This is a genomic window from Actinopolymorpha pittospori (assembly GCF_014873875.1).
GTDB lineage: Bacteria > Actinomycetota > Actinomycetes > Propionibacteriales > Actinopolymorphaceae > Actinopolymorpha > Actinopolymorpha pittospori.
Genome location: NZ_JADBEM010000001.1, coordinates 2,021,451 through 2,036,174, shown reverse-complemented (window position 1 = coordinate 2,036,174; position 14,724 = coordinate 2,021,451). Strand labels below are relative to the sequence as shown.

12 protein-coding genes are annotated in these 14,724 nt (G+C 69.2%); 2 read left to right on the top strand and 10 right to left on the bottom strand.

Annotated features, from left to right (window positions below):
* Window positions 1-94: 94 nt before the first annotated feature.
* Both HEB94_RS09580 and HEB94_RS09575 read right to left on the bottom strand, forming a co-directional pair.
* Window positions 95-1,342: an MFS transporter gene (locus HEB94_RS09580; RefSeq protein ID WP_337917562.1), complete on the bottom strand. Its 1,248-nt coding sequence runs from the start codon at window positions 1,340-1,342 to the stop codon at window positions 95-97.
* A complete protein-coding gene (locus tag HEB94_RS09575; RefSeq protein WP_202896247.1) occupies window positions 1,339-1,842 on the bottom strand; it encodes a MarR family transcriptional regulator in 504 nt (167 codons plus the stop codon). Before HEB94_RS09575 ends, HEB94_RS09580 begins: the two co-directional genes overlap by 4 nt.
* A gap of 128 nt (window positions 1,843-1,970) precedes the next feature.
* Between HEB94_RS09575 and HEB94_RS09570 the strand changes: the two genes are divergently transcribed.
* Complete coding sequence (locus tag HEB94_RS09570) at window positions 1,971-2,729, top strand: phosphotransferase (RefSeq protein WP_192749562.1); 759 nt, start codon at window positions 1,971-1,973, stop codon at window positions 2,727-2,729.
* A 68-nt stretch (window positions 2,730-2,797) separates the two neighbouring features.
* Here the strand turns inward: HEB94_RS09570 and HEB94_RS09565 are convergent, their stop codons facing one another.
* Together HEB94_RS09565 and HEB94_RS09560 are read right to left on the bottom strand one after the other, a co-directional pair.
* Entirely contained in the window at window positions 2,798-3,874 is a 1,077-nt protein-coding gene (locus tag HEB94_RS09565) for a sucrase ferredoxin (RefSeq protein ID WP_337917561.1), read from the bottom strand.
* Between the two features lie 472 nt (window positions 3,875-4,346).
* On the bottom strand, window positions 4,347-5,081 hold the full coding sequence (locus HEB94_RS09560; RefSeq protein WP_192749561.1) for a septal ring lytic transglycosylase RlpA family protein: 735 nt from the start codon (window positions 5,079-5,081) through the stop codon (window positions 4,347-4,349).
* Between the two features lie 39 nt (window positions 5,082-5,120).
* Between HEB94_RS09560 and HEB94_RS09555 the strand changes: the two genes are divergently transcribed.
* Window positions 5,121-5,366 (top strand): hypothetical protein, encoded by a 246-nt coding sequence (locus tag HEB94_RS09555; protein ID WP_192749560.1) that lies wholly within the window; start codon window positions 5,121-5,123, stop codon window positions 5,364-5,366.
* 245 nt (window positions 5,367-5,611) lie between these two features.
* Here HEB94_RS09555 and HEB94_RS09550 read toward each other — a convergent pair whose 3' ends face one another.
* The 6 genes from HEB94_RS09550 to HEB94_RS09525 all read right to left on the bottom strand — a co-directional run bounded on the left by HEB94_RS09550 (window position 5,612) and on the right by HEB94_RS09525 (window position 14,689).
* Window positions 5,612-6,556, bottom strand: coding sequence for a glycine betaine ABC transporter substrate-binding protein (locus tag HEB94_RS09550; RefSeq protein WP_337917560.1), 945 nt, complete (start codon window positions 6,554-6,556; stop codon window positions 5,612-5,614).
* Window positions 6,557-6,642: 86 nt separating this feature from the next.
* Window positions 6,643-7,686, bottom strand: a complete 1,044-nt coding sequence (locus HEB94_RS53440; protein ID WP_337917559.1) for an ABC transporter permease — start codon at window positions 7,684-7,686, stop codon at window positions 6,643-6,645.
* Complete coding sequence (locus HEB94_RS09540; protein WP_192749559.1) at window positions 7,683-9,017, bottom strand: betaine/proline/choline family ABC transporter ATP-binding protein; 1,335 nt, start codon at window positions 9,015-9,017, stop codon at window positions 7,683-7,685. Before HEB94_RS09540 ends, HEB94_RS53440 begins: the two co-directional genes overlap by 4 nt.
* Before the next feature lie 630 nt (window positions 9,018-9,647).
* Window positions 9,648-11,543, bottom strand: coding sequence for an ABC transporter ATP-binding protein (locus HEB94_RS09535; protein WP_192749558.1), 1,896 nt, complete (start codon window positions 11,541-11,543; stop codon window positions 9,648-9,650).
* Entirely contained in the window at window positions 11,540-13,351 is a 1,812-nt protein-coding gene (locus HEB94_RS09530) for an ABC transporter ATP-binding protein (protein WP_192749557.1), read from the bottom strand. Before HEB94_RS09530 ends, HEB94_RS09535 begins: the two co-directional genes overlap by 4 nt.
* Before the next feature lie 144 nt (window positions 13,352-13,495).
* The gene (locus tag HEB94_RS09525) at window positions 13,496-14,689 is read right to left on the bottom strand and encodes a GNAT family N-acetyltransferase (protein ID WP_192749556.1); all 1,194 of its coding nucleotides are present in this window, start codon (window positions 14,687-14,689) and stop codon (window positions 13,496-13,498) included.
* Window positions 14,690-14,724: the final 35 nt, after the last annotated feature.

The following is a 14,724-nucleotide window of genomic DNA, read 5'->3' as shown; positions in this document are numbered from 1 at the left end:
CTCTCCAGCTTGCCCCTTCGGCCAGGATGCAGCGACGTAATCGGCGCCCGTTCGGGAAAGTCCGGGACCCCACCAGACGTCGGCTCCGTCCGGTTCAGCCCGACATTCCAGGCGGGGCGGGGCGAACGCGCGGCCGGCGGCCGGCGAGTTCGGCCGTGGTCGCACCGACGAGTGCCACCGCGGCCACGCACAGCAGGCCACCGCTCACCAGGGCGGTCACCCCTGACGTCGCGCCCGCGACCAGACCGCCACGCATGTTGCCGAGGTCGGGTCCGCCCTGCCCGACGATCTGCTCGGCGGCGACCACCCGGCCGAGCAGGGCGTCTGGGGTGTGCAGCTGGACGATGGTGCCGCGGGAGACCACCGCGAGGGTGTCGGCGGCGCCCGCGACCGCCAGGAACACCAGTCCCAGCCACGGGTTCGGAGCGACCCCGAACAACGCGATCGCCCCGCCCCAGACCGCGGAGCCGCAGAGCATCACCAGGCCTGGGCGGTACCGGGTGAACGTGCCCGAGAGGAGCGAGGCCGTGACCCCGCCGACGGCGATCGCGGACAGGAACAGCCCGAGGGTGCGCGGGTCGTTCCCGAACCGTTCGGCGTTGACCAGGGGAAACAGGCTGATCGGCATCGACAGGACGGTGGCGGCGAGGTCGGTGAGGAGCGCTCCTCGCACCATGGGACTGCGGACCAGGAAGGCCAGGCCGTCCGCGACGCCGGACAGCCCCGGACGCGACAGCTCACCCTCCGGCCGCATGGCCGGCAACCCGAAGGCGCCGTAGAACGCGAACAGGAACGTCGCGGCGTCGACCAGGTAGCAGCCGCCGGCACCCAGCCAGCCCAGCAGCAGTCCGCCCAACGCCGGCCCCAGCAGGAACGCCGCCTGGAAGGAGATCCGGTTGAGCACCAGCCCGGCCGGCACCTGCTCCTTGGGCAGCAGCCGCGGGATGAACGTGCGCGACGCCGGGCCCGCACAGGCGACGAAGCAGGACTGGACGGCGACCAACGCCAGCACCCCGCCGACCGGGAGCAGCCCGACGAACGCCTGGACCGCCAGGGCCAGCGAACCCACCGCCTGCCCCGCGACGGCGACCAGGTAGAGCCGGCGCCGGTCGCGGCGGTCGACGAGCGTCCCGGCGAAGAGACCGAACGCGATGACCGGGACGGCCTGCGCCAGGCCGACCGCGCCGGTCCAGACCGTGCTCCGGGTCAGCTGCCAGACCTGGAACATCACCGCGACCATCGCCATGTGACCGCCGAGCCCGGACAGCGCCTGACCGAGCCACAACCTGCGGAACGCCGGCGAGACCCGCAGGGGAGTCAGGTCGATGAGGAGATGCCTCACGACCACTCCTCGTCGTCGGCGAGCTTCTCGGCGATCCGGTCGTGGAAACTCCTGCGCCGCAGCGCGTCCTCGATGTCGGTGACCACGCGGCTCAACGGGTACGGGATCTCCGCCTCGAGTTCGGCCAGCGTGGCCTCGGTGGCCCGCCACTCCGCGGCCAGCCGGGCGATGATGCCCTCGGCCTTCTTCGTCAGCGTCACCGTCTTGCTGCGGGCGTCGGGCCCCGTGGTGGTGCGGATGAGGCCGGCGGCACGCATCGCGGCCACCTTCTGACTCACCGCGGAGTGGGTGAGCCGCACCGAGTCGGCCAGCTCCCGGATCGTCATCGGACCCCGGGCGTGGAGCCTGATCAGTTCCATCACGAAGCTCGGTTTGAGCCCCTCGATGCGGGCCTCGGCGTAGAGCCGGGCGATGTCGTCGTCCATCGAGGCCAGCAGGAGGCGCAGGGGCCGCCAGAGGCTGTCTTCGGTCGGGTCGGTGAACTCGCGGGCCTTCGGCACGCCAGGAATCGTAACAGCACTTATATAAGTGCTGTTACGAATTTTCGTGGAACTCGGACGACGGAAGGGGTTGGTCGCCGCCGCGCGCCCTGTGGTCAGGGGAATCTTCCAGGGGCAGGCTGTGCGCCATGGCTGCGGAACACCACCTCGCCGGAGGGCATGTGAACACCGTCGTCCGCGTGGGCGACACCGTACGACGGCCGATGCCCGAGCGTGCGGCGTACGTCCACGACCTGTTGCGGCTCCTCGACCACTACCACTGGACCGGCGCGCCGAGGTACCTCGGCACCGACACCGACGGCCGGGAGATCCTCACCCACCTCGACGGCCACGTCGCGTGGGAGCCGGCCCAGCCGCCCGCGGTGTGGTCGGAGGACAGCCTGGTGAAGGTGACCAAGCTCGTCCGGCAGTTCCACGACCTGAGCGCCGGTACGGACCTCGCCGAAGACCAGGAGGTCGTGTGCCACAACGACCTCGCGCCCCGCAACACGGTCTATCGGCGCGAGGCCGCCGGCCTGCGCCCGTACGCCTTCATCGACTGGGACCTCGCCGCACCGGGGCGTCGGCTGCACGACGTCGCCCACGTGTGCTGGCAGTTCCTCGACCTCGGGCCGCGCCGCTCCAGTCCGGCCGGGCCTGCCCGGCTGCTCGCGCTGATCGGCGAGACGTACGGCCTGACCACCCGCGACCGGGGCGAACTCGTCGAGACGATCATGTGGTGGCAGGACCGGTGCTGGCGCGGGATCGCGGCGGAGGCCGCCGCGGGAGACCCGGCCAAACAGCGCCTCCTCGACAGCGGTGTCGTGGAGGGGATCCAGGACGCGTTCGCCTGGGTGGCCGAGAACCGCGTGGAACTCGAGGCCGGATTGAGGCTCGCCTCGAGCTGACCCCGACCGCGGCTCCTGATCTTCGGGCCGATGTTCCCGACGACGCCTGGGCGCCGGCTGGGCCGTCGTCAGCCCGCGGGCGTCGTCTCCTCCACCCGGGTCACCTGGTGGGCCGTCGGCGTGACCGGCGCCTTCGCGCAGCTGGTACGCCGCTCCGGTCGCAGGACCTCCTCCCGGCCCCACACCACGAACTCACGCCCCGCCGCACTCGCCCGGACCCGCCAGCCACGCCGGTCGGACTGCGCGGCGTACGGGATGGCGGGGTCGTCTTCCACCGCGGGCTCGCCCGGCTCCTCGGCCTCCACGCGTACGACGTCGGGGAGCGGCTCGTCGATGAGCTCGCGGACGGCGAGCTCGGCCACCTGGCCAGGAGCGGTCCAGGTCGAGCGGCCACGGCACCGGTCGACCACCATCAGTCCGCGTCGGGCCTGTGACAGGACCCGATCCGCGTGCTCGATGTCGAGCCGGCCGTAGAGGTAACCGGTGGGAAGCACCACCGCGGTGGGGGCGAGCCGGTGGCCGCCGGTGTGGGTGGTCTCCCACACCGTGCCGTCGGGATGACGGCGGGCGAGCTCGGCCGCGATCGGCCGGCCGAGCACCGCACAGCACACGTCGCGGCGCCCGTTGCTGCACACCAGCATCAAGGGGGTGTCGTCCCGCCTCCCCCACGTCTGCGGCTCCACGCCGGCCGCGAGTGCCTCGAAGTCGAAGCTGAGCAGCTTGGTCAGGTCGTCGAACGCGCCCTTGTGGATCCAGGTCCCGCCCGGCCGCGTGTGCGCGACGTAGACGGTTCGACGGTCGCTGTGCTGCGCCCCCTCGTCCAGGTGCCGGTCGGCGTGCCGGCCAGGGCGCCGGATGAGCTGGACGCGGACGCCGGTGCCCTTGACCCGGGCCGCCAGCTCGGCGCCGAGGATGGGGTCGAAGTGGCTCTCGGTGAGGGCGTCCGCGCCGTAGGGGCCGGACTGTTCGATGCACAGCCAGGTCGTGGCGTTGGCCGCGGTTCCGGCCATGGGCTCCTCGAGCGCCTCGGACAGGGCAGAACACGCCGTCGGCGGAAGCGGCCTCTTCGTGGCGTCGCGGCCGGTCCGGCCGCGGCCCGTCACGTCGTCGCCCGCGTCCCCACTGGCCGCGCCTTCGTTCGTCACCCGTGTCCTCCGGTAGCGCTTCGTGGCAGTGCGATCGGCGGACGACACGCGCTCTCACGTCGCCCGCCTCTTCCACTGTGTCAGCCTCTCGAGGCGGCACGAGTTGGGGGAGCCAGATTCGGCCAGCGCCTTCGCCGGCGACCACCCCTGATCGCGCCGCAGGCCCGCTCCGGCGTCCGGAACGGGGCTGTCGGGGTCTGCTGAAAGCCTAGGGCGTCGGCCGCGGAGGCGGACGCGTCCGACCGGGACGGCCTGCGAAAGAGCAGCGCGTCCACGCACGCCGCGAGCTCGCCACGGCCGACAGTCACCGGGAGTGGCCCGGGCGCGAGGTCGCGGCCGATCTCACGGTCGGTGTCCTGGTCGTGCTGGACGCGGCGCCCGACGTGGTGATCCACCAGCTCACCCTAGGCAGTGTGGCCGTGGACCAGGATCACCTGATCCACGGGCTGGACCTCCGACCGAGGTCTGGTGCTCAGTCGCCGAGCACCTCGTAGGTGACCTCCTGGCGGCCCTGGTCGCGGGAGACGCCGAGGGCATCCCAGGTGTCGGGCAGCAGGTCGATCACCGCGCCGGTCCAGCTGGCCGGCCCACGGTCCTCGACGGGGGCGATGACGCTCTTGCCGGTGTCCTCACTGGTGATCCGGACCATCGTGCCGCAGGGCACCTTCCACAGCGCGACGCCCTTGGTGGTGGTGCGGGTGTGCCCGCCACAGGCCATCGGCTGGTACTCCGAGGCGTCGCCGAAGAAGGTCGCGGGACCGCTCTTGGTCTCCACGACGTTCGCGTCCTCGCTGCCACCCGAACTGGACTCCGAGGTGGACTCCTCATCACCGGACGACTTCGCCTTCGGCGACTCCTTGGCGGCCGGGGCGTCCTGCTTGTGGACCTCGGTCGCCTCCGGCTTCGGCGTCTTCGGCGCGGTGGCCCGGGGGGTGGCCTTGGCTGTGGCCCGGGGTGTGGCCGTCGCGTCAGCGGGACGGGCGTTCGCGCCGGGCTCGTCGTCCGCCTGGCTGGTCGGCGTTGCGGCCGGGTGCCCGTCGGACTGGCCGGGAGCGGTGCGTTCCAGGCTGCGCGAGGCCCGGTGGCCCCGTTCGGCTGCCTGGATCGGTCGGTCCAGGGCAGCCGCGGCGGGCACCGGGTCGGACGAGCGGTTGACCAGCACCAGGCCGCCGGCCGTCACACCGGTCAGCGCCAGGGCGGTGGCCACCGTGCCGATGATGATCCTTCGACGCACCCTTGCTGACACATGACGCCCGGACACAAGCAATCCCTTTCGGTCGAGGACAAACCGTTCGCACAGCTGCGGAATGTATCCCCCGACCGCAAAATCACCGATCCGGAATTTCCCGGATCGGGACAGGAATTTCTTTATGCACGGAGAATTCCGATCGACCTGAACCGGCCGGATGACCGGTTGACCGGATTCGGCTCCGCCGAATTGGCGCGGACCAAAACAATGTCGACCCGCAATGTTCCGCTTAGGCTCGCATGACCGGCGAGATCAAGCCAAGTCGGGCCAGAGCGGTCATGCGGTGACCTTTGTCACACCGGTCCCGCACCGTGTCGCGGTGCTCGCGGAAGTGACATATCAGCACTTTTCCTGATCTTGGGCCTTCCGCGAAACGATGGTGCCCGACACTTCACCGTTACGGTGAGCGCCGGGCACCATGTGTGGCCGGTCGGGCGGCGCCGGCTCCGAACCCGATCGGTCCAGAACGCGGCTCCGCCCGCGAGCTCCTATTTCGTCAGCTGTGAAACGAAGTCGGCGTTCTGCTTCGACCACTCGGCGACGCCCTCGGCCTCCTTGCCCTTGTTCTGGTTGAGGGCGACGTCCTCGAGGGTGCCGAGATGCTTGTCGTCCATGGTGAAGTTCGACAACCAGGTCTTCAGCTCGGGGAAGTCCTTGCCGAATCCCTGCCGCCCGACCACGTGCAGCTTCTCGGCCTTGCCGAGGGTGCCCTTCGGGTCCTGCAGATCATGAATCGGCAGCTTCGCGTAGGCCCAGTGCGGACGCCAGAGGGTGACGACGATCGGCTTCTTAGCCTTGATCGCCTTCTGCAACTCGGCGAGCATCGCGGGCGTCGAGGACTTGGCGAGTTCGTATTCGCCGGTCAGCTGGTAGCCGGGGATCGTCTTCTGCTCGGTGGCCTGGGTGAGACCGGCCCCCGCCTCGATTCCGGTGATCCGGCCGCCGAACTCAGACGCCTTACCCTTGAGATCAGAGATCGTCTTCACGTCGGTCACGTAGTTGGGGACGGTCAACGCGAGCGTCGCGTTGTCGTACCAGATCCCCATGTCCTCCAGCTGCTTGCCGTACCGGTCCCAGTAGCTCTTGTGGGTCACCGGCAGCCACGTGTCGAAGAACAGGTCGATGTCACCCTTGGCCAAGCCGGTGAACAGCGGACCCGGGTCGAGCTGGACGAGCTGGACCTTGTAGCCCTTCTTCTCCAACTCCTGCTTCCACAGGTTGCTGACGACGATGTCCTCGTCCCACGGGATCCAGCCGATCTTGATGGTCTTGCCGTTCCCGGAGCCGCCCGAGTCACCGGACTGCGAGGTCGTCTTGCTACCGCCCGCATTGTCGGTCCCACCGATGGTGCCGCAGCCAGCGGCCACGAGCGCCATCGTGAGGAGAGCGGCCGACGCCATCGTCAGGCGCCGCAGGAGTCCTCCACTTCGCACGGTTGTCTGTCCTTTCCGTCGGGTAGTTCGGGTCAGGCGCCAGTCGGCGCCGACCGCCCCGTCTGATCGGTGTCAGCGCCCCGGACTCACCGGTTGCTCGCCGCCGCCTGCGCGCGGACCACGGCCGAGCGACTCGTCAGCGAAGCCGTCAGCCGGTCGAGGTAGACCGCGAGCACCACCACGGCCAGGCCGGCCTCGAAGCCGCCCGCCAGGTCGATGGTGGAGATCGATGTGTAGACCTCGCCGCCCAGGCCGCCGGCGCCCACGAGGCCGGCGATCACGACCATGGACAGGGCGAGCATGATCACCTGGTTGACCCCGGCCATGATCGTCGGGAGTGCGAGGGGTAGCTGGATGCGGCCGAGGATCCGGCCGGGAGGTGCGCCGAAGGCCTCGCCAGCCTCCACGACCTCCTTGTCGACCTGGCGGATGCCCAGCTCCGTCAGGCGGACGCCGGGGGCCATCGCGAAGATGACCGTGGCCACCACGCCTGGCACGACCCCGATGCTGAACAGGAAGATCGAGGGGATGAGGTAGACCATCGCCGGCATCGTCTGCATGAGGTCGAGTACGGGTTTGACGATCCGGCTGAAGGTGTCGCTGCGGCCCGCGGCGATCCCGATCGGGATCGCCAGCACCACCGCCACCAGGCTGGCCACCAGGACGAGTGCGAGGGTGTCCATCGCGGGCTTCCACAGGCCCATGCTGTCGATGAGCGCGAACGCGACGACCGCGAACAGGCCGAACTTCCAGCCCCGGATGGCGAGGCCGAGGACGCCGAACGCCACCGCCAGCACGAACGCCGGAGGTACGCCGCCGAGTGCGGCGAGGTAGCCGAGCACGCCGGTGATGACGAGTGCTGCCACACCCCACTTCCAGCCGCGCAGGGCGAGGCCGAGCAGGCCGAACACGATCGCTAGGCCGATGATGGCGGGCGCGGAGAAGAAGCCCGCCAGGCCGCCGACCGTCCAGCCGATCGCGCTGCCGATCGCGTCGAACACGGCGCCGAGGTTGTTGGTCAGCCAGTCGACGAGTGCCGCGAACAGGTCGCCCACGTGCAGACGTGGAATCCCTACCGCGGCGAGCGGACTCGACTCGGCCCGAAGGCTCGATACGGCGAGAGGGCTCACGGCGTGACCTCCTCGGTGCCGGCGTTGTCAGTTTCGGATTGCGTGTCGTCAAGACTTTCTTGACGGTGCGCCGACTCGTGGCCCTTCGCACCGTCAGGAGACTCTTGACGCGAGGACGAGGTGGTGTCGTCGGCCGTGGCCGGTTCGAGGTGGTGTCCGTTGCCCAGCGCGGCGAGCAGGGTGACCCGAGGAATGACCCCGAGCAACCGTCGTTCGTCGTCGACGACCGCAAGCGGCACCGCCGCTTCCGCGGAATAGGTGAGCAGGTCCGCGACCAGCACGTCGGGCCCGACGGTCACCGCGTCGTCCGCACTGACCAGGCCGTTCAGCGACTCCCGCCCCTGCCTGGTCGCCTCGGCGACGGCACCGTCGCGGACGGCGCCGACGAGGCGGCGCTCCCGGTCGACGACGAACGCCGCACCCACCTGGTTCTCGCGCATGACCCGGAGAGCCTGGCGCGGACCCGACTGCGCTCGGACCAGCGCGACCGGCTTTTCCATCACGGCGCTCGCGGTCAGCACCCTCGACCGGTCGACGTCCTGGACGAACTGTGCGACGTAGTCGTTGGCCGGATCCTGCAGGATCTCTTCCGACGTGCCGATCTGGACGATCCGGCCGTCGCGCATCATGGCGATCCGGTCGCCGATCCGCATCGCCTCGTTGAGGTCGTGGGTAATGAAGACGATGGTTTTCCCCAACCGGGACTGGAGTTCGAGCAGCTGGTCCTGCATCTCCCGCCGGATCAGCGGGTCGAGTGCGCTGAACGCCTCGTCCATCAGCAGGATGTCGGTGCCGGCGGCGAGCGCCCGAGCGAGACCGACGCGTTGGCGCATACCGCCGGACAGCTGGGTCGGCAGGTGATCCTCCCAGCCCTCCAGGCCCACCATGCCGAGCGCCTCGCGGGCCCGGTCGACGCGTTCGCCCTTGGGCAGTTGGCGAATCTCCAGTGCGTACGCGGCGTTCTCCAGCACGGTCCGGTGTGGCAGCAGCGCGAAGTGCTGGAAGACCATGCTGATCTTCTCCTGCCGGACGGTCCGCATCCGCTTGGCGGACAGGCCGTTCAGCTCGACCTCGCCCAGGTACACCCTGCCGGAGGTGGGTGTGAGCAGCCCGTTGAGCATCCGGATCAGGGTCGACTTCCCCGAGCCGGACAGTCCCATGACGACGAAGATCTCGCCTTCCTCGACGTGGAAGGACGCGTCGATCACGGCTGGTGTCACCCCGAGCTTGCGGACGTCCTGTGCGTCTCGCCCCTGTTCCAGCAGGGGGATCGCATCGCTCGCGCGGCGACCGAAGACCTTGTAGAGCTTGTCGGCACGGACTGCGGACACAGGCTCCCTCATCTTTCCGGCGCGCGCCACGGCACAGCTGTCCAAGCAGCTGGCACGTCGGTGCACTCGGGGTTGTCAACCGTGGGTTGCGCATCTGGGCGCGTTGCGCGCACGGCTGTCCGGCCGGACATGACGGGTCGACACGATCGACGTTGATCGGTACGCGAGGTGCGTACGGACGATCCTCCGGCCTACCCCTGACGGGCAGTTCGTCCCTTGACGCTACCGTCATCGAAGGGTAGGCGGTCAAGTCGGTGAGCGTTTCGCTAGCGCCGTCGCACTGCGCGTCACCAGCTCCGTACGCCGTGCCGCCTTTCCGTACGGCGTACGGAGCTGGTGACGTACGCCGTGCCGCCTTTCCGTACGGCGTTCTGACGTCGAACGTGAGATGTGCCACGCCGACGAGACCGGCACGCCACCAGCGGCGGGAGCCCGCGCATGTGAACCCGTGAAACGGCGAGAGCCGCTTCTCCCGAAGGAGAAGCGGCTCTCACTCGCCTGTTCGGCCTCGTTCCGGCCAACCATGTTTGGGTTCTGCCGGGTGTCAGGACCGGGTTGTCACTGCCTGTTCGTCACTGCCTGCTCACCTCTGTTCGCACCACCGATCGCTCGCGCCACCGGTGGCCGAACTCAGGCCAGGCTCTCCAACCACGCCTGGTGCAGATGAGCGAAGCGCCCGGTCTGCTGGACGAGTTCGTCTGGTGAGCCGTCCTCGACGATCCGGCCCTGGTCCATGACCAGCACCCGGTCGGCGATCTCCACAGTGGAGAGCCGGTGGGCGATGATCAGCGCGGTGCGGTCGGCCAGGATGGTGCGGAGCGCGCGCTGCACGAGCCGCTCGCTCGGCACGTCCAGGCTGGACGTCGCCTCGTCGAGGATCAACACCGCCGGGTCGGCGAGGAACGCCCGGGCGAACGCGATCAGCTGTCGCTGTCCCGCGGACAACCGGCCGCCACGCTTGCCGACCTGGGTGTCGTAGGCGTCCGGAAGCGCCTCGATGAACTCGTCCGCGCCGATCGCCCGGGCCGCCGCCACGATCTCCTTCATGGTGGCGTCCGGCCGACCGAAGCGGATGTTGTCGGCCACGGTGCCGGTGAAGAGGAAGTTCTCCTGGGTGACCATGACGACCGCCTTGCGGAGGGTGGCCTCGTCGAGGTCGCGCAGGTCGACTCCGTCGAGGACGACCTTCCCTTTGGTCGGGTCGTAGAAGCGGGACAGGAGCTTGGCCAACGTCGTCTTGCCCGCACCGGTCGCACCGACCAACGCCACGGTCTGACCGGCCGGGACCAGCAGGTCCAGGTGCGGCAGGACCGGACGCTTGTCGACGTAGCCGAACTCCACGCCGTCGAAGTGCACCTGTCCACGGGCGTTCTCGAGCTTGGCCGGCTTGGCCGGCTCCGAGACCTCCGGCTGCTCCTCGAGTACACCCGACAGCTTCTCCAGCGCGGCACTGGCCGACTGGAAGGTGTTGTAGAACTGGCTGATCTCCTGCATGGGTTCGTAGAACTGTCGCAGGTACAGCAGGAACGCCGCGAGCACACCAACCGTTACAGCATCATGGAAGGCGAGCCAACCGCCGTACAGAAGCACCACCGCGATGGTGAGGTTTCCGATGGCCTTGACGCCCGGCATGAAGATCGCGATGAGGCGCATGCCGCGCATGTTGGCCGCGCGGTAGTTCTCGTTGACCTCTTCGAAGATCTCCTGGTTACGCGGCTCGCGCCGGAACGCCTGGACGGCGCGGATGCCCTGCATCGACTCCACGAAGTGCACGATGACGACCGCGACGGTCTCTCGTGTCTTGCGGTAGGCGAGGCTCGACTGCTTGCGGAACCACTGGGTGAACAGCAGCAGGATCGGGATCGGGATCAGCGCCACCAGACCGAGGTGGACGTCGAGCACGAGCAGCAGGATGGCGGTGCCGAGCAGCGTGAGCACAGCGCTGACCAGACCGTCGAAGCCCGACTGCAGGAGCTCGTAGATCGCGTCGATGTCGGAGGTCAGGCGCGAGATCACCCGACCAGAGGTGTACTTCTCGTGGAACGACAGCGACAGCTTCTGGAAGTGGTTGAAGATCCGTCGCCGCAGGTGCAGCAGGATGTCCTGGCCGATCCGTCCGGACAGCTGCAGGAACGTCCGCCGGAAGTACGCCTGGCCGACAGCAACCACGAGCACCATCGCCACGACGGTGATCAGGGTGGTGGCGCCCTCGTTGTCGACCAGCGGGGGGATGCCTCGGTCGATTCCGACCTTCACGAGGTAGGGGATCGCGAGGCGGGCGGCGTTCTCCAGGACGACGACCACCACCAGGATGGCGATCAGCTTCCGGTAGGGACGCAGCAGCTCACCGAGCAGCTTCCGCGAGCGTTCCCGGAGGAACACCGAGGCCTGGCCGCTGATGTCGTCCTGCTGTTCGGCGGCGACGCCGCGCCAGCCCTTCTCCTCGGCCGGTCTGGACGCGTCGGAGTCCTTGGAACTCTCCTCGGCACCAGCCTCGTCGGCGGCCGTGGTCGTGGGGGCCGTCATGAGTACACCTCCTCGGCGTCGAGGTCGGCGTCCTGGCCGAGCAGCTCGCGGTATGCGGGAACCTGGGCGAGGAGCTCGTGGTGAGTACCCACGTGGGTGATCGTCCCGCCCTGCAACAGGGCGACCTTGTCGGCGAGCAGCACCGTCGACGCGCGGTGTGCCACGACGATGCCGGTCGCGGCCGCGAGCACGTGGCGCAGGGCCTCCTCGACCAGCGCCTCGGTCTCGACGTCGAGTGCGGACAGGGTGTCGTCGAGGACGAGGATCTTCGGCCTGGACAGGACGGCGCGCGCCAGTGCGAGCCGTTGCCGCTGACCCCCGGAGAGGGAGAGCCCCTGCTCACCGATCCGGGTGTCGAGTCCCCACGGCAGGTCGTAGACGAACCTCGCCTGCGCGACCTGCAGGGCCTCGTGAACCTCCTCCTCGGTCGCGTCGGTGCGACCCAGGGTGAGGTTCTCCCGCACGCTCATGGAGAAGAGCGTGGGCTCCTCGAACGCCGTCGCCACGATCGAGCGCAGGGACGGCAGGGTCATGTCACGGACGTCGACTCCGTCGATCGTCACGCGACCCGCGGTCACGTCGTGCAGCCGCGGCACCAGCCCTGTCAAGGTCGTCTTGCCAGAACCGGTGGCGCCCACGACCGCGACCGTCTCACCCGGCTCGACGTCGAGCCAGACGTCGTGGAGCACGGGGGTGTCGTCGTCGGGGAAGTGGAAGCCCACTCCCTCGAACCTCAGGTGCCCGGTCGCAGTGGTGACAGCCGCGTCACCACCGACGATGGTCGGAACGGTGTCGAGGACCTCCATCACCCGGTCGGCCGCCGTCATCGACTCCTGCGCCATCGCGAGGATCTGACCGAGCGAGGCGATCGGCCAGACGAGCTGGAGCAGCAGGGTCGTGAACGCGACCAGGGTGCCGAGTGTCATCGAGTGCTGACCGACCGCGAGGGCGCCGAGCAGCAGGACGAAGGTGAGCGTGAGGTTCGGGACGAGGCCGAGGAACGTCCAGAAGCTCGACGACATCCGCACCTTCTCGATGGAGGTGTCGTAGACCTTGCGGGCGTGCTCGTCGTACATGTCGTAGACGTGGTGACGCCGGCCGAAGGCCTTGATCACCCGGATGCCGACCGCGCCCTCCTCGATGACGGTCGCGAGGTCGCCCTGCTGGTCCTGCACCTGCCGGGAGATGCGGATGTACTTCTTGTGGAACCGCAGCGACAGGACCACGATCGGGGCCGCCGAGGCCGCCACGAGCAGGCCGAGCTGCCAGTACATGTGGAGCAGCAGGATCGTCACGACCACCAGCTGAACGATGTTCGTGACGAGGAAGAGGATGCCGAAGCCCAGGAACCGCCGGATGACCGAGAGGTCGGTGGTGATCCGGGACAGCAACTGGCCGCTCTGCCAGCCGCCATGGAACCCCATGGGCAGTCGCTGCATGTGAGCGTAGAGGTCATCTCGGATGGCGGTTTCCAGACCAAGGACGGCGCGGGACTGAATCCAGCGACGGGCGAAGATCAGGAACGCCTCGGTAAGACCAAGGACGATGGCGAGTACACCCAGCAGAACAAGTCCGCGAGTGTCACGGTCCGCCACCGGACCGTCGATGATCTGCTTGCTCACCAGGGGAATCGCCAGACTGGCGCCGACCCCGGCGAGGGCCGCGGCGAACATCACGATCAGTCGGCCGACGTAGGGCCGAAGGTAGCTCCGCAGCCGCCACAGTGAGTCGAGGCCGCGGAATCGATTGTGGGTGTGAACGGGAATGCCAGGCTGGTCGGCGGTTCTCGCCGTGCTATCTGATGGCATTGTCGGGCAGGCCACTCCTCACCGAGTATCGACCGGAAGAAGACTGCCGGATCGCGAGCAGGCCCCTCCTCGGGGCGATCCGATCAGGTCAGCAGAGACCCATCAAGGATAAGCCTTTCCGTCAACTAAGTAAGACGGACGAGTTCAGATCCTGGACGTCCCACTGTCCTCATCGTGGCGCGAATACGGCCGGTTCCGGCCATTGTCGTCGGCCGCTGGATTGCGTCGGACATAGAGAACGTGACCCATTCCGGCATGCACGATCTCGCGGTCGTAGCGCATGCCGAGTCGGTCCATCACAGCCCGCGATCGCGTGTTGTGCGGGAGGGTGAAGGCCACGACCTCACGCGCGCCAAGTTCCTGGAACGCGAACTCGAGTCCTGCCATTCCCATCTCGGTCGCGTAGCCCTGTCCCCACCGATCCGGATGCACGATCCACCCGACCTCGTAGGTCGCCAACCCGTCGAGGCTGTACGGCGCCAGCCCGCCCCGTCCCACGAGTTCACCGGTGACCCGGTCGTAGGCAACCCAGATGCCCGCGCCGGCGGCGTCCCAGCCGGCCCGGACGCGTACCGCGCTGCGGCGGGCCACCTCCTGCGTCCACGGGCCGCCGAGCCACGCCGCGACGTCCGGGTGGACGTGTAGGCGCCAGAGGTCCTCGCTGTGTTCGGGACCGACCGGCTCCAGCCGCAGCCGCGCGCTCAGGCGGGTCCGCGCGGCCTTGACCACGACCTCCGCCGTGGCGGCGTCGGCGGGGGCACCGTCGATGCTGTCACCGTCACCCCGCTCACCGCTGGTCCGATGACGGTCACCTTGCTCACCGTCGGTCCGGTGACCGTCACCCCGCCTGCCGTCGGCCCCCTCGCCGGCCAGTTCCTGATCCGGCCGCTCGGTCAGGGCGTGCCCACCGCGGGTCCGACCTTGGGTGCCACCGGTCCGGAACGGTCCGAGGTCCCGGACGCCGACCCAGCCGTGCGCGTCGTAGCGGCCCTCGGCCAGGCGAGGCGCGGTGAGGTCGCCGTCGACCCGCACCAGGAAAGCGAGGTCACGCAGCCGGTGCGCGCCGTCACGGCGTTCCCGGTCGTCCAGCAACGCCTCGACCTGGCCGAGCGTCCAGCCGGTCTCCTCGGCGACCGCGCGGACGAGTACCGCTCCCGCCGACTCACCCGCCGGCACGTCGCGGCCGACGGCCTCCCACCCGCCCGGCCGGGAGTCCGAGGGGAGGAGGCGACGGACGAAGACCCGATGCCTCGAATCGCGGATCAGCGCGGTCACCCGCAGAGCCGATCCCTCCTGGGCGGGAGGGGTCAGGGCGAGATGGTCGTCCAGGATGCCCATGCCGCCCCACCCGAGCCCGCCGCAGTCGAACTGTC